We start from the raw sequence: 18,524 nt of genomic DNA, 5'->3' as shown, positions 1-18,524 counted from the left end.
AATAAAAAATTCAATCCGGCAAGTTTAGTATTTTTAACAAATGAGGATCAGACAGGAACATTATTATTATCAAAAAATATCCCACTTATATCTAAATCGCTTATTTTTGTTTCGTTTATATCTTCGAGTAATTTTATTAAATTTTCTTGTGTTATAGGATTTGATGAGAAATATCAAGAGCTTCAATATTAGATTCTTTAAGAAATTTAATAAAATTATAATCTATCTAATCCCTTATCTCTTAAATAATTATGAGCTAGTTTAATATTTTCTATAGTTCCGTTTACTCTTAAGGTATCTAAAAGAACATCTATCTTATTAACATTATTCAAAGCATTTATAAAACTAATGTCGGTAATTCGGCATAGCGAATCTTTAAAAAATTCAGCAAATAACTTTATTGATTTTAAACTCCACGAAAAACTATCAGTGCTTAAGTACTTTATAGTAGCGTCTCCTTATCAAGCATTAAATAACCCATTTAAAGCATCTGCAGAAATTTTAGAGTATCCAGCAGCTACAAATACCGCTCGCTGATTGTGGTACAAAATTCACTTCGGTAATACTTAAAGTAGCAGGGTCTTTCTCTAGCTCTTTTAATATTTCTTCAGCCTATATTTTCCCTAAATATTCTATTAACTTGGACATATATTTTATCTATTAATTTTAGTAATTAAAATTAATATAAAATAACTGCTAATTTATCAACTAAAAATTAGAATATCGATTTTTCAGGGCTGTTTTGATTAATTCATCAATAGAGATTTCAGGATTTTGGGTAATGATGCCTTGAACAGCGTTTTGAGCTTCAAATCTAGAAAATCCTAGATTTACTAGAGCTTTTATTACTTCATTACTTGCAACGGGTGTGATATTCTTAATATTTAAGCTCTCTTTAATAATAGCTGAACCGCTTGATATTTTTGCTACTTTACCTTTCAGCTCTAGCACTATACGTTCAGCAAGTTTAGCCCCTACTCCGGATATTACTTTAAATATATTTTTATCTTCATTATTTACAGCAATTTGAATATCCGAAGGCGTAAGGCTTGATAAGATAGATAAAGCCATTCTTGTACCTATACCGTTTACTGATTGTAGCAAATTAAAAAAATTCTTCTCTTCTAGAGTCAAAAAACCGTAAAGATGAATATGTTCTTCTCTAACATGGGTTTCGATAAATAGTTTATAAAACTCCCCTTCAGCAAGTTTACCCAAAGTTTTACCTGAAACATAGACTAAGTACCCTACCCCGTTTACCTCGATTATAACGTAATCATCCCCTTGGGAATCAACTTGACCGCTTAATTTACCGATCATATATTTACTTTTTCTTTTTACTATATATTAAAATTAGTGTCGGTAAAGCGGTAATAATTGCTGCTAAGATGTAATGAATAACAAGCGGTCTATCCATCATATGACACTGCCCATCATTAGGGATAGTTTGAGCCAAAACCATATAAGTAACTATTATCATCACCACTATATATAGACCGGTAAAAAACAAATATTTTATAAAATTTTTCATGTTAATCTCTTTTTAAATCAGTGATATGATGTTATTCCTGCGGAAGCAGAAATCTAGGGGTAAAGCAAGATAAATCGAGCTTTTAAAAAGCTTTAAAGTACTGGATTCCGCTTTCGCGGGAATGGCATCAGAGGTTTTTTCTTCTCTTAAGCTAACACTCATACACGAAAGCAGGAATGACATTAAAAACTACACAAACTTATAATAAGTTTGATTCTTATCCCCTTTACTTATTAAAAGTTTACGCTCTAAACCATATAACAAATCTCTACTAGCCGTTGCCGTAGAAATATTTTTATGTACAGTAATATAATCTTTTCTAGAAAACCATTGATCTATTAAATTAACCTTAGCAAATTCCATTCTAGATAAAGGCGTATTTGCCTCATATGTAATATTATTACTATATAATCTTAATGCTGCAACTATTTTATCAAGCATAAACTCGATAAATAAGGTCGATTCACCAAGCTTATCACACTTACTTAAAACACCATAATATTCACTTTGATTATTCCTTATCAAACTTTCAATGGAAATATACTCAAAAATTTTATTAGCTTGCATTAGTAATAATTGTTGCCATAATCTACCGATTCGTCCGTTACCGTCTGAAAAAGGATGGATAAATTCAAACTCATAATGAAATATACAAGCTTTAACTATTCCAGAAATTTGCTTATCTTGTGCTATAAACTTAAATAAATCCTGCATTAATAAAGATACACGGCTTGCCGTAGGGGCAAAATGTATAATCTCTGTACCTTTAAATATAGCGGCATTACCTTTACGCCACTTTCCGTTATCTTCTACTAATCCTTGCATTAATATCTCATGTGCTTTTAATAATGATTCAATTTTGAAGGGATTAAATATAGTCAGATTATTGTATAGTTTTATAGCATTTTTTACTTCTACAATATCTTTTTCAGGTGCAAGTATACGCTTGCCATTTATTATATCGGTTATCTGCTCTACGCTTAAACTATTTCCTTCAATTGCTAAAGAAGAATGGATGGTTTTAATTTGATTATTTTTTCTAAGTTTTATAGGTTGAGAGTAAAGCTTGCTACTGGCTAAAATACCAAGCTCATAAGAAATATCTTGTGATAACTCCAAGATTTTATTAGTTATTTGAAAAGACGGTGTACTATTCATTATATGATAGTATCATATGATACTATCATTGTCTACGAAGAATATTTTTGCTATATCATTCCCATAGGGTATTAGCCTTATTGCATAACTCCAAAATCGTCATTGCGAACAGCCGTAGACTGTGTGGCAATCTCATGAAATAAAACAAACTTCTGAGATTACCTCATCAATTGCTATGCAATTTCCTCGTAATGACGTATATCTCTTTATTTTACAATACACTCATTAGACTACCTACCTCAATATCTTCTATAACACCACTTTTACGATCTTTTAATTCAACAATATTATTTGCGGCTTTTTTAGGACCAATTATAATTTGATGAGGTGAGCCTATAAGATCATGCGTTGCAAATTTACTGCCTGGACGTGCTTCGGTATCGTCATATAGCACTGCTATATTTTTATCTGATAGCTCTTTATAAGCCATTCCCGCAAGCTCTACGCATTTACTATCATGAATATTTAAATTAATTAGAGAAACTTTGAAAGGAGCAACACTAGAAGGCCATATGATACCTTTCTCATCGCAATTTGCTTCTATGATAGCCGCAACTAACCTTGAAATGCCTATGCCGTAAGAACTCATTTCTATAGGAGTTAGTTTACCATGCTCATCATTAATAAGTGCATTCATATTAACCGAATATTTTGAGCCTATATAAAAAATATGCCCGACTTCTATTCCTTTACTGCTGGTTATTTCTTGTTCAGATATAGGTAATTTATTTACTTCATGTTTTTCTTCAGCTGCCGCGTACCAACTTTTAATTTCCTCTACGCCGATATCAGGATTATCTTTTAATGTCTTAAATTTTTTATCGTAATAAATAGTACTTTCACCAGTTTCAGCGATTATATGAAACTCATGGCTTAAATTGCCACCGATCGGACCGTTATCGGCAATAACAGGGATAGCAAACACACCTAAATCCCTGAAAACATTGATATAAGCCTTATACATTTGATTATAGGTTTTAACGGCATTTTCTTCATTTATATCAAAAGAATAAGCATCTTTCATTAAAAACTCTCGTCCTCTCATAACACCAAAACGAGGTCTAATCTCATCACGAAATTTCCATTGGATATGATAAAGATTTTTCGGCAAATCCTTATATGACTTAATATTATGACGAAAAATATCTGTAATCATATCTTCGTTAGTAGGACCGAATAGTAAAATATTATCGTGGCGATCTTGAAATTTCAGCATTTCTTTACCGTAATTATCAAAACGTCCCGATTCCATCCATAAATGTGCCGGCTGAATGCAAGGCATTAGAACTTCCAAAGCTCCCGCTTTATTCATATTTAAGCGTACTATATTCTCGATATTCTTCAATACTTTTAAGCCAAGCGGAAGCCAAGTATAAATCCCTGCTGCTTGCTGCCTAATCATTCCACTTCTAAGCATTAATTTATGCGAAGTCACTTGAGCTTCACTTGGCTCTTCCTTTAACACAGGTAAAAAATATTTTGATAATAACATATTTTATTTACTTTCTTGCTATATTTATAATCATTTACTGTGTCATCCCGTGGCTTGCACGGGATCCAGTTTTTTTAAATTTTTTTTCTGGATACCGCGATCAAGTTGCGGTATGACAAAATTACTGGATTCCCACTTCCACAGAAATGACATTAATAACGTATCACCTTTTAGTAGTAAGGTTTAAAAACTCATGACGATATTTCTGCTGTTCGGCAAATATACCCGTATAATGCATGGTATTCATAACGCTATTATCTTGCATTACGCCACGCATTGACATACAGCTATGTACGGCAGAAATCTTAACGGCAACGCCAAGCGGCTTTAAATTCTCCTGCACGCTTTCTGCTATCTGTACCGTCATTTTTTCTTGGATTTGTAGTCTTCTAGCAAAAATATTTACTATTCGTGCTAGCTTACTTATGCCGACAATACAATTATCAGGAACATAAGCTATATCTACTGTACCGTTAAAAGGTAATATATGATGTTCACAGAAAGAGGTAAATTTTATATTCAGTAAGACAGAATCTTGAAAATTACAAGTTTCATAAAACTTGGTATTTAATATTTCTGCTACATCCTTTCCATAACCGGAAAATATTTCTGCGTAGCTATTAATTACTCTATCAGGCGTTTTAAGCAGCCCTTCTCTGCTTGGATCTTCACCAATGAATTTTATTAACGTTCTTACTGCCTCTTTAGCTTCTTCTCTAGTTGGTTTACTCATGTGCTAGTTTTATACTTTTAAAAAACATTACTTTAACACAAATATATACAAACATCAAGCCGCCTACTATAGCAATAAACCCGCCTCCGCCCATCATTCCTATTAATAGCTTAGCTGACATCGGCATTACACTATTTGGGTCTTTCCGCATAACACCGTAACCACCGGCGAATGCTAGACCTAGTATGTGCAAAATCTGCCCGAATGTTAGGAAGTAAAATGTAAAATTAATAATATTGTCATTGCGAGGAGGCACGAAGTCCCGACGCAGCAATCCAGGGAGTTTTTGTATTACCTCATGAGATTGCCACGCTCTTTTTAATTGCTCACAATGACGTTGATACCTCCCAATACCCAAATAACTACACCCCATACAAGCAATGCTAATCCCTACTATAGACCCGTGATAATGAGCAGGAATTGCTACATTTATATCTGTGATATTCAGTGCTATAAGCCCGCCAAGTAAGAATACAGTAATAGAGCAAAGTAAGATAGTTTTGATTACTCTGTCATTTATTGTAACCGTGTCATCCCGTGGCTTGACCGCGAGATCGATAACATTATTCTGATATTTTGTTTGGATTTCGCGATCAAGCCGTAGGATAACAAATACCCACACCGACTCAACCCCCATACCTATTAAACATAAAACAGGAGCAATGCCGCCTAGATATTTCATATGATTTGTATAGAATACTTTGAAGGCTCCATCGATAATATCATAAAATATATGACCGAAAAGTGTAAGAATTCCGAAAATAAAATTTAAATAAAGTAAGAAAAGATAGAATTTTTGAAATTTCAATTCTCTAGCTATTAACTCTCTAAATAAACTAACCCAAATAAATATTAATATTTGAGTATATATAAATTGCAGTAAATGACCTCCGCTCCAAAAAAGTAATTCATAATAAAATTCTATCTCGATTGGAATAATTTGAATGATATTTTGCAAGCCATTATAAGACCATCCAAAACAAACAAAGCTTAAAATAAACATTATAATAGTCGATAATACGGTAAAATTAACTAGACTATTTAAGTTCGTCCAGTCGAAGAAATATAAAATATTTATAGCGTACAATAGCAACGTAACACCAAATAAGCTTAACCCCAAAATAAATACGATATTTTCAAGTATCGGTATATAATTATTCATCACCGGATTATGCCCGGCTATTGGGGAGATGGCGATTAGAAGAGTAGCTAGAAAAGCAAGTTTGGGGTAAAGGCGGAACACGTCATTACGAGCGAATGTAGAAAACGTAGCAATCTCAGGAATTTTGTATTGTTTCATGAGATTGCCGTGTCGAGGTTTTGCCTCTCCTCGCAATGACGTTTCACCCCCCCAAACACTAGCCGTAACCGACAATAACCAAATCAATACCGATAAATTAACATGAATAATTAAAGCAGATTTGAAAATATGCGGATTTAGGAAAAAGCTTGATAATTGCGGGGTACGTAGTACCACCAAAATAATTGAATATAAACCCGCGAATCCCAAGGATAAAATACCAAGCTTAAGCCAAGAATGAGTTAAGCTATTATTTTGTAATTGATTGGTAGAATTCATAACTACAGGTAAATATTAAATATAATCTACAAATAGCTCACGATATTTAAATAAGCAATGTTTTTTTATTTGCTTTAGAAGCTAACATACGATATTAATAAGGAGTTAATAGTTATGACTAACCATCTACGTAATATCGGTATTTTAATCTTTAATAATAGGAATGAAATTTTATTAGGTAAACGTATTAGTTCCCATGGTGAGTCTAGTTATGCTCCTGTCGGTGGACATTTAGAATTTGGAGAAACATTTGAAGAATGTGCTATCCGTGAAATTTTAGAAGAAACAAATCTGATCATTGAAAACCTACAATTGATAGCGGTGACTAACGATATTTTTGAAAAAGAACAAAAGCATTACGTCTTGCTTTTCCTTAAAGCTCATTGTTTAAATGAGCATAAATTACAGAATCTTAAGCCTCATAAAGTAGAAAGCTGGTAGTGGTTTGCTCTTGATAATTTACCCTCTAACCTTTTTCTACCTCTAAAAAGACTCATTGAGAAAAAATGTTATTTATATAAAAAAAGTATTGATTAACTAAGTTTATCTAATTTTAAATATCCGGACGCGTATTTGTATAAAACACTAGCAATAAGAGTTTGATAAGATATTCTTTCTTGTGCTGCAATTCTTTGTATATGATTTAAATCATATAAAGGCAATCTAATATTAATTCTTTCCGATTTTTTAAAAAAATTAGCTGCGGCAATTTTAGCTATATTTTTTGGCTCTCTAGTTCTTTTTTAGGTAACTCTAAAAGCTCATCTTGTTCAAAATAATCTAGTATTTCTTGTTCTTTTTCAGTAAATTTGTATTTTTTCATAATCTAAACCTTAGCTTGACAATATCATCCTAACTTAGCAATATTAATAAATGATTACCTTGATTTATAATTATAATAATACAGATTTTATTGTTGTAGCAGATTGAATGGTGGGTTTGAGAAGACTTGAACTTCCGACCTCACGCTTATCAGGCGTGTGCTCTAACCAGCTGAGCTACAAACCCACAGTATAGAAGTATGGTGAGCTCGCCGGGATTCGAACCCGGGACCCTTTGATTAAAAGTCAAATGCTCTACCGACTGAGCTACGAGCTCTTAAATATATTGCATATATTCAAAAATTATGTTTTACTTTATCGCCCAAAAAGGCTAATCTGTCAACAATTTTTTTTAATTTAAATGTAAAGTTTATGCAGCATCAGGACGTGGCTATAATTATCCCCTCAAGGCTAAGTTCAACTAGGGTTAAACAAAAACCACTGCAGCTTATCGGCTCTATAACTTTAATCGAGCGGGTATTCAAACAAGTAAATCAAGCGGACCTTGAGCATACATATGTTGCGACCGACTCGGCAGAGATAGCAAGCGTTATTACAAAAGTCGGAGGAAAAGTAATATTTACGGATAGTGCTATCCCAACCGGTACTGATCGTAGTTATGAAGCTTTTAAATTAATTCCAAATAATCAAAACATTAATTACATAGTTAATGTACAGGGAGATATGCCTTTCATTGAACCTAGCTCTATTTTGAAAATTATAGAATATTTAAAAAACAGCGAATACGATATTGTTACACCAATAGTAAAAGTAGATAGGGGATCAGTGAAATCTAGTAGTAATGTCACCGTAGCGGTTGACTCGGCGGGGACAGCATTGTATTTTTCGCGTAGTCTTATTCCAAACGGTGCAGAAGAATTTTTATATCATGTAGGCATGTATGGTTTTCGCAAAAACGCTTTAGAAAAATTTGTATCTCTTAAGCCAACTTTTTTAGAAAAAACAGAACGTTTAGAACAATTACGTGCCCTTGAAAATGGCATGACTATAGGTACATGTTTAGTTGAGAATGTTCCTATTTCCGTAGATACGGAAGAAGACTTAAAAAAAGCAGTAAAATTTTACGAAAATATTAGTAAATAGGTTTATAATAATGGTACATTTCATTTTTGTTACCGGTGGCGTTGTTTCATCACTTGGTAAAGGTCTAACGGCAGCATCTCTTGCTATGCTATTGCAAGCGAAAGGTTTTAGAGTAAATATACGAAAACTAGACCCTTATCTTAACATTGACCCGGGAACTATGAATCCTCACGAACATGGTGAGGTATATGTAACCGATGACGGAGCAGAAACCGATCTAGATCTTGGACATTATGAACGTTTTACCGGAATTTCCGCATGTAAATTTGATAGCATCACAACAGGTGCGATATACTCAAAATTACTTAAAGATGAACGTTTAGGAAATTACGCCGGCGTTACTGTTCAAATCATCCCGCATGTTACAAATATAATAAAAGATTTTATACTTTCAAATACCAAGGATTTTGATTTTATTATTTGTGAAATAGGCGGTACAGTCGGTGATATTGAAGGTCTACCGTTTTTTGAAGCTATAAGGCAAATTGGTAACAAATTAAAAAGCAAAAATTGTTTATTTATTCATTTAACATTATTACCTTATGTTAAAACCGCCCGTGAATTAAAAATAAAACCTACCCAACACTCAGTTAAAGCATTACGCGCTATAGGTATTTCACCTAATATACTAGTGTGTCGTGCAGAACGTAACATTTCAAAAGGTAAAATAGATAAAATAGCTTTATTGTGTAATATAGAATCTGAGTATGTTGTCCCGGCAATAGATCAAAAAAATATATATTTAGTACCGATGGCATATCATAATTCAGGTCTTGACAATAAAGTATTAAAATTTTTTAATATTAATGTCATGCCGTCTAAATTAGATAAATGGCATGATATAATTAATAGGCTAAAAGATTCTAATTCAAAAGTAAGAATCGCTATAATAGCTAAATATCATAAATTAAAAGATGCTTATAAATCAGTAATCGAGGCACTTGATCATGCAGGTATTTATTACAAATACAAAATTGATCTAGTATGGATAAATGCTGAAAATCTAACTGAAGAGAATATTAATAAAAAATTATTAGATATAGATGGGATTTTAGTACCAGGCGGATTTGGAGAACGGGCGACTAAAGGAAAAATTATAGCAATAAAATATGCCCGTACTAATAACATACCTTTTTTTGGAATATGTTTCGGTATGCAACTTGCGACGATCGAAATAGCTCAGAATTTAATCGGTATTAAAGATGCAGTAACGGAAGAATTTAAAGTAGACGGTACAAAAATTATTGAGAAAATAAATAAAAACTGTGAAGACTCCAAAATAACAGTTGAAAATGTAAAAAAGACTATGAGGCTTGGCTCTTATCCTTGTAGTTTGGTCGCAAGTACCATTGCAGCTAATGCTTATAAAAGCCTTGAAATAAATGAGAGACATCGTCATAGATATAAATTTAATAATGAATTTCAAAATATTTTTGAAAAACACGGAATAGTATTTAGCGGTTTTTCAAAAGATGAAGAGATTGTAGAAATAATTGAACTACCGCTACTGCGTTGGTTCGTAGGAGTACAATTTCATCCAGAATTTAAATCTAAACCTTTTGAAGCTCATCCGTTATTTATTCAGTTTATTAAAGCAGCGATTGAGTATAACAAATGTAATTAACAACAATATATGAGACTATTTTAAAAAATCTTGACATAGTTTTTATTATAGTCTAGGGTGCATAAAAATAATATAGCCGGACAGTTTCTGAAAAGCGTTTGAGGTCATTCCCGCATATGCGGGAATGACCTATAAAGCTCTAAGCCTTGCAAAAACATAACATTTTTAAAAACTATCCGGTACTAAAAAAAATAAGCTCATAGCAAATCAATGGATAGCGTGGATTCTAATTTCACAATTTGGAATAAAGCCAGAAACAGTAAATTTAGGCATATAGTATGGCCGATTAGATCGTATGAATTAACCAAGTTCATCCCGATGGCTTTACTAATGTTTTTTATTCTACTTAATCAAAACTTAGTTCGTAGTATTAAAGATAGTTTTGTTGTTACCTTAATTAGCTCGGAAGTATTGAGTTTTATCAAACTTTGGGGCGAAATGCCGATGGGAATTTTATTTGTTATTTTTTATTCTAAACTCTGTAATATTATGACAACAGAGCAAGTTTTTAGGATAATTACCAGTACTTTTTTATTTTTCTTCGCAATTTTTGGTTTTATTTTATTTCCATACAGAGAGTTTTTTCATCCCGATCCCGAATTAATTAAGCACTATATCACTGTTCTTCCTCACTTAAAATGGTTTTTAATAATTTGGGGACAGTGGAGTTTGGTATTATTTTATATTATAGGAGAATTATGGCCGGTTATAGTCTTTACTCTTTTATATTGGCAGCTTGCAAATAAAATTACTAAAGTTGAAGAAGCACCAAGATTTTACTCATTTTTTACTTTATTCGGACAAACTAATTTACTCATCTCAGGAACCGTAATTATTTATTTTGCTAAGAGTGAGCATTTTTTATTACCTTTATTTTCTTATTTAAACGATACAAATGAAATTCTTTTAAAATCATTTATTACGGTTATTTTAATATCCGGATTAATTTGTTTAGCTCTTCATAAACTTATTGATAAATCAGTCGTAGAAGCTGACAAAAATATTAAATTTAAAAACCAAAGAACGGATATATTGAAATTAAGCTTGGTTGAAAGTACAAAAGTGATATTAACTTCTAGATATCTCGGTTTTATTTGTCTTCTTGTAATGTCTTATTCTATGAGTATTAGCCTAATAGAAGGATTATGGATGTCCAAAGTAAAGCAACTCTATCCCGCTACAAAGGATTTTATAGCCTATCACGGTAAAGTGTTTTTTTGGACGGGAGTACTCACGTTAGTTAGTGCGTTTTTAGGCAGTAGTTTAATTAGAATATGCGGCTGGTTTTGGGGAGCTATTATAACACCAATTATGATGTTTGGAGCAGGTGTTATGTTCTTTTCATTCACGGTTTTTGAAAATCACCTAGGAAATATCGTAAATACTCTCGGCTATAGTGCACCGCTTGTCGTTATAGTTTGTATCGGCGGACTTTGGCATATACTTTCTAAATCCGTAAAATATTCACTTTTTGATGCTACTAAAGAAATGGTATATATTCCGCTCGATAGTGAAATGAAGACCAAAGGTAAAGCTGCAGTTGATGTTATGGGTGCTAAAATCGGTAAATCAATAGGTGCTATTATTCAATTCATATCCTTTAGTATTTTCCCGAACGCCGTACATAATGACATAGCCGGTTTATTGATGTTTAGTTTTATTATCGTATGTCTATTATGGCTATATGGCGTACAAGTTTTATCGAAATATTATAATAAGATGATACAACGTTGATAAGGATGTCCATTTCTGCGAAGGCTTGCTTGCGTTGATACCTAATCTTCATAAGCTACGTAGGCGTTATTGCATGACTCAGAAAAGGCATATGATGTCTAGCTCAACCTTGTTGCATGGAGCAGTGCTTTTCAAAAATTGCCTGATGCTATGAATCAAACTATTGTATTTTGAACATCCTCTCCTATTAATCCTTGATCAAGCAAATCAAAAGCCTCATCCAAGCACTTAATATACTGCATTTTCTTAAGCTACTTCCGAATAATCTGCGATTAACCCTAGATTTTGACAAGTAATAACAAGTTGAGCTTTTAAACCATCATTCTATTGATTTTTAATATAATCTAATATTATTTTTAAAACAGCTCGGCTACTATCCTTTGCTTTTTCATTTTCATATTTATTTTTTAAGCTCTGTAATCTGTCAACATATACTCTTAACGTCTTTACTTCTTTACTTTGATATATTAAGCCCTCTATTTTTTTTAATTTGTTTTATTAACCGCTCTGCCTCTTCATTCGGTTCTTTACATTGTCTTACTCAATTTGCTTTTGTAAAATTAGTATTAGCATTGTTATGCATTAATAGTGAAAGAATAATTTTGTTTTCTACTGAGTTACGACTACAGTAATGTAATATTTCACCGTAGCACCATATTCAAGTAACATGTTGGCTTTTTTAAAATTACCTCTAAAGCAGTATCACCATTCTCATCTTGTATATTAAGATCAATACCTTTTTGCAGTAACTCTTTAAGGTCTGCTAAGTCAGTTACATAATGTATGGTACTTTTGTTTTCTGGGCTATCTACCGTATCAAAACTCACATCTTTACTGTTGTACTATTAAGACTATTGTTAATACTAATGCGTAAATCATGAAACATTTCTAAAGCGGTTTTACATTCTTTTGTATTACTCCCCTTCCCTATACAAGATTTAAAAATATTTATTAACTTAGAAATTTTAGGTATAATTATTTTTTTTAGTTATTTTATTAAAATTCTATGTTTCATGGTATTTTTGACTCGACATTATATTAATCTATTTTAATAAAGTCAATGTGAATGGTTAATTTTTACGAATTAACCAATTAACAATATAATTTAAAAATTCTTTTTTCTTGAATCTATTTGTAATATAGTAATAGGCATATTTAATATTTGTAGAGGGAGTAATGAAACAAAATCCAAAAATCTCATTAATAGGTAGCGGTAACATAGGTGGTACGCTTGCTCACTTAATTAGCCTTAGAGAACTCGGCAATATCGTGTTATTTGATGTGACTGAAGGAGTACCGCAAGGAAAAGCATTGGATCTCATGCAAGCTGGTACAATAGCCGGGTCTGATATCAAAATAAAAGGCACAAACGACTATAAAGATATTGAAGGATCTGATGCTATAATTATTACTGCCGGTGTACCAAGAAAACCAGGGATGAGTAGAGACGATTTAATTAGCATTAACACCGGTATTATGAAAACGGTTGCAGCAAATGTTAAAAAATACGCTCCTGATGCCTTTGTAATAGTAATTACCAATCCACTTGATGTTATGGTATATGTCATGCTTAAAGAAAGCGGATTGCCTCACAATAAAGTAATCGGTATGGCAGGAGTACTTGACTCATCAAGATTTAATCTTTTTCTTGCTGAAGAGTTTAAAGTATCGGTTAGCAATGTTAATAGCATGGTTCTCGGCGGTCACGGCGATGCTATGGTACCTCTTGCAAGATATTCTACAATATCAGGCGTGCCGATACCTGACTTGATAAAAATGGGCTTATCAAGTAATGAAAATATTGAAAAAATAATCGATCGTACTAGAAACGGCGGCGGTGAGATTGTTGCATTACTTAAAACAGGTTCTGCTTATTATGCTCCCGCAGCCTCAGCAATAGCAATGCTTGAGTCATATTTAAAAGATAAACGTCAGATTCTAACTTGTGCCGCTCATTTACAAGGTGAGTACGGCGTACATGATTTATATGTCGGAGTGCCTATTATGATCGGTAAAGAAGGTGTTCTAAAAGTAATAGAACTACAGTTAACCGCAGAGGAAAAAGCACTATTTGATAAATCAGTCGAGGGAGTTAAAAAACTCATTGAGACGATAAAATAAATGATAAAATTATATTATTGAAGCACAAATGCAATAAGATTTAAAATATTGAATTAATACTAATTAGTTAGTATTGTTAATTGAATATAAATGGTATTACATTTTGGTTTATTTTTATTAATAGAGGGAAATTATGAAACATAAGAATGAATTAGACTGGCTAATAAGAAATCTTTATTTAATAAAAAATACTAATTTAAATAATATTTTAGAAACAGATAAACTAGCTGTAACACGTACAACTAATTTGATAGAAGCTCTAATAAACAAAATAGACCCTAGAACGCCGGGACCACCGTATGTTTCTCAGCAACAAGCTAACTTCAAAGTAACAAATGATAAAAATATACAGGGTGCTAGTAAAGAAATTTATTTAAAAAATCTACCTATTAGTATTGGTAAAGTTGAAGGCTTTAAGGAAGACGGAAAAGGTAGAAAAACAAAGGCTCAACTTGATGTCCTAATATCCCCTTCAGATTTTTCAGCATGATTAAGACTAAGTAATTCATTACCGATCACTAATGAGCAAGAACTAGAAATAAAGGGCAATATTAATCTATTGCAATTGATGGAAGAAGTTGTTCAGAAAGTAGGGGAAAAGAGCTTAAATATACAGCAAGATAAAAAAGTACTTACCTCACAAAAAAACGAACAAGCTATAACACATGGTTAACAAAAAGTAGAGCTTAGCCTTAAAGAAGAGACTGGGGGAAAAGAACTTATAGAAACTTCTAACAATATACTCAGCAAAAGTATATCAGTAAATAAAAATTACTTCCGTAATACTAATAATTCAAGCGAATTAGATTTACAATATAAGATGTTATTAATAGATCATGCAGATAATATCTCGCAAAATATAAAGGAGGCTCTAGTCTTATATGCCGGAAGTAATAACAATAACAAGATTGATATATTATCTGAAGAATTAGCAAATAAATTTAAAAATATATCAAATTTAATCAGGCAAAATGAATCGGTACTACAAAAAGAAATAGGTAAATATTCTCCTTTTTTAAAAACTATACCTGAAGATTCTATACCTAAGTTATCACCAGCAATAGTACATTCCTCAACAGAACTTTTTGCAAAACTAGAAAATTCATTCAATGAACTAGCATAATTTACTGATAAAATATTAATAGATGCTGGCAAATCTTATGTACAACAGGCAAATATTAATCCTAAATCTAATACCGTTTCTAGATCTTCTTCTATTGATTCAGGAATAAGCTCAAGTCAAGAAGAATTATCTACCACATTTGGAAAAAGCAGCTCTACTAATTTAATTGAAGCTCTTGATTTAGCACAATCGAAAATTTATCAAATTCAAATACAGCAAAAGATAAGTTAACGGCAACAAAAGAACTACAAAAATCTATCCAACAAAAAGAAGTAAGCAATGAAAGACTTACTCAAGAAGAAATAGATAATATTTATAAGACACTAGGTATATTTGAAGAAATTAAGGAATATGAAAAGAGCGATAATTCACGTGTTCCTCGTTTATTAAATAAAAATTACTATAAGCTAACTGATCCTCATGAGGAGCGTAGAAGCGATAATATCGCTTTAGAGCAGGATGAACACCGAAATGCTGCCTCCTGCCCCAAATAGTACCGTTTCAGATAAATTAAAAGAAGCAGTAGATGATTATATATCTGAGCTACAAAATGAAAAACTATCTAAAGATACATCCCCGAAACAAGTTGAGGCAATAACTCATCCAATACAGGCAGCAATACCGACTCCTCCTGCTCTTTCCTAGAATACTCATCCTATTATTCGATGATACAATAAAGTTCTTAAAGAGGTTTAAAGAAGAGATCGATAAATTTCCACAAGATTATACTAAAGCCTCTACCATACCTCTATATTGAAGTAATATTAATAGAAATTTAGGAAGAAGTGAATTTTTAGCAAGTATGGTATCGACTTCTCAACAAGATGAGAGAATTAATGATATATTAGATAAACTTCAAAAAATTTCTACTAATTGTAGTAAGATAAGTAATAATGATGATAAATTTAATAAAGAGATTAAAGAATCTTTTGTAGAAATTAATACCACATTAAAAAATATAATAGAATATAAAGGACCCGAAATAGAATATTTAAATTCCAATATAGAAAAAGTTCAAAAGAATTGATTTAATTTAGAATCTTTGACTTATGAATTATCTAAAAATACATCTCCGAAACATATTAAGCAATCAACCCAAGATCAACCTAAAATATCTACAGGAGCAGTTACCGGTATAAAAGATAGAATAGCAAAATTTGAAGCAGACTCTGACAGCAAAATCAACAAATACTGGATAGAAGAAAAGAAACAGACTGTAGAAAAACAACATGAAAATACCCAATCTGACTATATAACTCCTCAGAAAAATTTTGAGTTTGAAAATCGAGGTAAAGAAATTAAAGAGAATAGCACCAAAAATTTAATAAACAAATTTGAAAAAGGCTTTGATAGTAAAATAACAAGATACTGGACATCACCGGCGGAATGGGATAAATGGGGGGAGAAAAACAGAAAGGTACAGGAAAAGAGAATGAACTAATAAGACCTCGTACAAAATTTGCAATAGAACACTCTAAACATACTCAATCTAAAGAGCCTATATATCATCTAACTCCTGAAAAATTGAATATTAACGAAATAACTCACGATTTAAAGCTAAAAGGCAATACAAAAAACTTAAAAGACAAATTTGAAAACTTAGCAAAAGAAGCGCAGCAAATTGGGACACAAGCACAGCAAAGCTCCAAATCTTCAAGTAGTCCTAGCATAAAACCTACAGATTGCAGTAAAAACGGAAGAAATATCTAAGGCCATTGATGTTATTCTTGTTTTTGGGTCTTGTTGCATGGCTCGTTTATATCATTTCCGCGGAGGCAGAACTCCAGTAAAACACATAAAAAACAAGTTTTTTATGTGTTTATTTTGTCAAATATGTAAATTCTGTATCAATATTGAAGTTATTTTTCTAGATCCCCGCTTTCGCGGGGATGACATTGAGTAGGTTTTTCAAGCCATGCAACAAGGCTTTACTTTTGTGAGGATGACATCCTACGTAAAACCAACACTGTACTCATTAATATTATAAGCAAAAATATGAAAAAGCTTAAAGTTAGAGATATTGACTTAAAATTTTGCCATAACAACATACTAAAGAAAGGAGTAGTTGAGGATAGAATAATACCTCCAAAAGAATGTGATAGACTATAAAGCCTCATTTTAACATTAGTCTTAAATAAGGATTGAACAATAATTTGTAGCGGTACTGCATAAAATGCTGCAAGTCCTATTAATATAATGGGACAGAGAATATTAAATATTTGTTTGCATAACATTATTTGCATGCCTAAAGCAACAATAATGCTGGCAAATAAAGCCCATGTAATCTGTCTTAAAGGGTTTATTTTATCGGCAAACAGCCCTGCAAAAACAGCTGATATTCCATAGGTAGCAGTAAGAGCTATATTTATAAATCTTATTTCAGGATGATTTATAAAAGCTATTTTTGTTAAAAAAACTCCTAAGAAAATTACTAAAAAGTGATACACTCCTCCAATAGCACCATTTATTAGTAATGCTATTATAACGGATAATTTATTATTCCATATAATTTGCTGCAAGGTACTTTTTGATGACGTTCTTAAAAATTCGCTACTTTCTTTAAAAAAATTTCTCATCAAAATAGCAAATAAACCAAATATTGCACCAATAAAGAAATTAAAACGCCATAAATATTGGATATCGGAATTACTAGCGTAATAATAAGCTATAGCCGCAAGTAATGCACCTATTTGGCTACAGCATGAAACTATTCCTATATTTAAATTTTTCCGATTATCTCCTGTTTTCTCAGCTACATAAACCTTTATTCCGTCAACTTCTCCGGCAAGGCTTGCTAAAAAAAACATTCGACATAATGTTAGTATTACCGTAGCAAAAATACCTATTATCTCAAAGGAAGGAGTAATAGCAATTAATCCGGTAGAAATGCTACTCATGCACATTGATATCTTGATAGATTTAGTACGCCCGTATTTATCCCCGATAAATCCAAAAATTAAGGACCCTAAAGGTCGTACTATAACGACTGCACTAAGAATAGCAAAAAAACTGAGTAGTTGTTTATCCTGCTCTATATTAGGTAAGAAATTTTGTGCAAGAATACTAGCTGATAAACCGAATAGAGCATAATCATAATAACGGATAATCGTTGTAAAAAATGCAACTAAAAAAGCTGAATTAGACATATAATATTTTCTTTTTGTAGCAACATCATATGATACCAACTATTTAGGCTGTGTGAAAGAAAATTAATTTAATCTATTTTTACTCTTTGTGTCTACAAATTATAAGATTTTTTTGAAATAGGAACAACTACAGCATAATTTCAATATAGAAATCTTTTATAAAGTTACTATATCTGAAAATGGCAGAATAAATATTCCTGCAAAAATTCGTGATCAATTACATCTTGCTTCAGGAGATCAGTTAATGCTAATACTTGATAAAGAATTAACATTGATTCCTCTAAAAAATAAAATTAAAGAATTTCAAGCATTAGTAAAATCTAGAAATAAAGATAACATATCATTAGTTGACTCTTGA

The 18,524-nt window shown here is 31.8% G+C and carries 20 protein-coding genes and 2 tRNA genes; 12 read left to right on the top strand and 10 right to left on the bottom strand.

Annotated features, from left to right (window positions below; genetic code table 11):
* Window positions 1–708: 708 nt before the first annotated feature.
* The 6 genes from ruvA to ACPKKV_RS04115 form a co-directional block, all read right to left on the bottom strand.
* Window positions 709–1,320: a Holliday junction branch migration protein RuvA gene (gene ruvA, locus ACPKKV_RS04140; RefSeq protein ID WP_392506367.1), complete on the bottom strand. Its 612-nt coding sequence runs from the start codon at window positions 1,318–1,320 to the stop codon at window positions 709–711.
* Between the two features lie 4 nt (window positions 1,321–1,324).
* A complete protein-coding gene (locus ACPKKV_RS04135; RefSeq protein ID WP_392506366.1) occupies window positions 1,325–1,531 on the bottom strand; it encodes a Holliday junction ATP-dependent DNA helicase RuvA in 207 nt (68 codons plus the stop codon).
* A 189-nt stretch (window positions 1,532–1,720) separates the two neighbouring features.
* On the bottom strand, window positions 1,721–2,689 hold the full coding sequence (locus tag ACPKKV_RS04130) for a Fic family protein (RefSeq protein ID WP_392506364.1): 969 nt from the start codon (window positions 2,687–2,689) through the stop codon (window positions 1,721–1,723).
* 211 nt (window positions 2,690–2,900) lie between these two features.
* Window positions 2,901–4,181, bottom strand: coding sequence for a proline--tRNA ligase (gene proS, locus ACPKKV_RS04125; RefSeq protein WP_392506362.1), 1,281 nt, complete (start codon window positions 4,179–4,181; stop codon window positions 2,901–2,903).
* Window positions 4,182–4,344: 163 nt separating this feature from the next.
* Window positions 4,345–4,914, bottom strand: a complete 570-nt coding sequence (gene folE, locus ACPKKV_RS04120; protein ID WP_392506360.1) for a GTP cyclohydrolase I FolE — start codon at window positions 4,912–4,914, stop codon at window positions 4,345–4,347.
* A complete protein-coding gene (locus tag ACPKKV_RS04115; protein WP_392506359.1) occupies window positions 4,907–6,493 on the bottom strand; it encodes a hypothetical protein in 1,587 nt (528 codons plus the stop codon). The genes folE and ACPKKV_RS04115 overlap by 8 nt, the downstream gene beginning before the upstream one ends.
* Window positions 6,494–6,607: 114 nt before the next feature.
* On the opposite strand from ACPKKV_RS04115, the gene ACPKKV_RS04110 reads away from it, so the two are divergent.
* A complete protein-coding gene (locus ACPKKV_RS04110; RefSeq protein ID WP_392506357.1) occupies window positions 6,608–6,934 on the top strand; it encodes a nucleotide triphosphate diphosphatase NUDT15 in 327 nt (108 codons plus the stop codon).
* A 490-nt stretch (window positions 6,935–7,424) separates the two neighbouring features.
* On the opposite strand, the gene ACPKKV_RS04105 is transcribed toward ACPKKV_RS04110, so the two are convergent.
* A tRNA-Ile gene (locus ACPKKV_RS04105) sits at window positions 7,425–7,501 on the bottom strand.
* Between the two features lie 14 nt (window positions 7,502–7,515).
* Window positions 7,516–7,591 (bottom strand) — tRNA-Lys (locus ACPKKV_RS04100).
* A 95-nt stretch (window positions 7,592–7,686) separates the two neighbouring features.
* Here ACPKKV_RS04100 and ACPKKV_RS04095 point away from each other — a divergent pair.
* The 3 genes from ACPKKV_RS04095 (at window position 7,687) to tlc2 (ending at window position 11,776) form a co-directional block, all read left to right on the top strand.
* Window positions 7,687–8,418 (top strand): 3-deoxy-manno-octulosonate cytidylyltransferase, encoded by a 732-nt coding sequence (locus ACPKKV_RS04095; RefSeq protein WP_392506355.1) that lies wholly within the window; start codon window positions 7,687–7,689, stop codon window positions 8,416–8,418.
* 10 nt (window positions 8,419–8,428) lie between these two features.
* Window positions 8,429–10,042 carry a CTP synthase gene (locus tag ACPKKV_RS04090; RefSeq protein ID WP_392506353.1) on the top strand — a complete coding sequence of 538 codons (1,614 nt, stop codon included), beginning with the start codon at window positions 8,429–8,431 and terminating at the stop codon, window positions 10,040–10,042.
* A gap of 210 nt (window positions 10,043–10,252) precedes the next feature.
* The gene (gene tlc2, locus ACPKKV_RS04085; RefSeq protein WP_392506351.1) at window positions 10,253–11,776 is read left to right on the top strand and encodes a nucleotide exchange transporter Tlc2; all 1,524 of its coding nucleotides are present in this window, start codon (window positions 10,253–10,255) and stop codon (window positions 11,774–11,776) included.
* Window positions 11,777–12,417: 641 nt separating this feature from the next.
* Here the strand turns inward: tlc2 and ACPKKV_RS04080 are convergent.
* The gene (locus tag ACPKKV_RS04080; protein ID WP_392506349.1) at window positions 12,418–12,603 is read right to left on the bottom strand and encodes an ankyrin repeat domain-containing protein; all 186 of its coding nucleotides are present in this window, start codon (window positions 12,601–12,603) and stop codon (window positions 12,418–12,420) included.
* Between the two features lie 349 nt (window positions 12,604–12,952).
* Between ACPKKV_RS04080 and mdh the strand changes: the two genes are divergently transcribed.
* The 7 genes from mdh (at window position 12,953) to ACPKKV_RS04045 (ending at window position 16,730) form a co-directional block, all read left to right on the top strand.
* A complete protein-coding gene (gene mdh / locus ACPKKV_RS04075; RefSeq protein WP_392506347.1) occupies window positions 12,953–13,897 on the top strand; it encodes a malate dehydrogenase in 945 nt (314 codons plus the stop codon).
* Between the two features lie 133 nt (window positions 13,898–14,030).
* Window positions 14,031–14,387 (top strand): hypothetical protein, encoded by a 357-nt coding sequence (locus ACPKKV_RS04070; protein ID WP_392506345.1) that lies wholly within the window; start codon window positions 14,031–14,033, stop codon window positions 14,385–14,387.
* A gap of 330 nt (window positions 14,388–14,717) precedes the next feature.
* Entirely contained in the window at window positions 14,718–15,020 is a 303-nt protein-coding gene (locus ACPKKV_RS04065; RefSeq protein WP_392506343.1) for a hypothetical protein, read from the top strand.
* Window positions 15,021–15,479: 459 nt separating this feature from the next.
* Window positions 15,480–15,665 (top strand): hypothetical protein, encoded by a 186-nt coding sequence (locus tag ACPKKV_RS04060; protein WP_392506341.1) that lies wholly within the window; start codon window positions 15,480–15,482, stop codon window positions 15,663–15,665.
* A gap of 157 nt (window positions 15,666–15,822) precedes the next feature.
* On the top strand, window positions 15,823–16,047 hold the full coding sequence (locus ACPKKV_RS04055; RefSeq protein WP_392506339.1) for a hypothetical protein: 225 nt from the start codon (window positions 15,823–15,825) through the stop codon (window positions 16,045–16,047).
* A gap of 15 nt (window positions 16,048–16,062) precedes the next feature.
* Window positions 16,063–16,461, top strand: a complete 399-nt coding sequence (locus tag ACPKKV_RS04050) for a hypothetical protein (RefSeq protein WP_392506337.1) — start codon at window positions 16,063–16,065, stop codon at window positions 16,459–16,461.
* Window positions 16,462–16,544: 83 nt separating this feature from the next.
* Entirely contained in the window at window positions 16,545–16,730 is a 186-nt protein-coding gene (locus ACPKKV_RS04045) for a hypothetical protein (protein WP_392506945.1), read from the top strand.
* A 218-nt stretch (window positions 16,731–16,948) separates the two neighbouring features.
* Here ACPKKV_RS04045 and ACPKKV_RS04040 read toward each other — a convergent pair whose 3' ends face one another.
* Window positions 16,949–18,166 carry an MFS transporter gene (locus tag ACPKKV_RS04040; protein WP_392506335.1) on the bottom strand — a complete coding sequence of 406 codons (1,218 nt, stop codon included), beginning with the start codon at window positions 18,164–18,166 and terminating at the stop codon, window positions 16,949–16,951.
* Between the two features lie 145 nt (window positions 18,167–18,311).
* Between ACPKKV_RS04040 and ACPKKV_RS04035 the strand changes: the two genes are divergently transcribed.
* Window positions 18,312–18,524, top strand: a complete 213-nt coding sequence (locus ACPKKV_RS04035) for an AbrB/MazE/SpoVT family DNA-binding domain-containing protein (RefSeq protein ID WP_392506944.1) — start codon at window positions 18,312–18,314, stop codon at window positions 18,522–18,524.

Source organism: Rickettsia finnyi (genome assembly GCF_049668125.1).
Taxonomy (GTDB): domain Bacteria; phylum Pseudomonadota; class Alphaproteobacteria; order Rickettsiales; family Rickettsiaceae; genus Rickettsia; species Rickettsia kotlanii.
The sequence above is the reverse complement of the archived record's forward strand: the minus strand, read 5'-3'. Positions and strand labels throughout refer to the sequence as shown.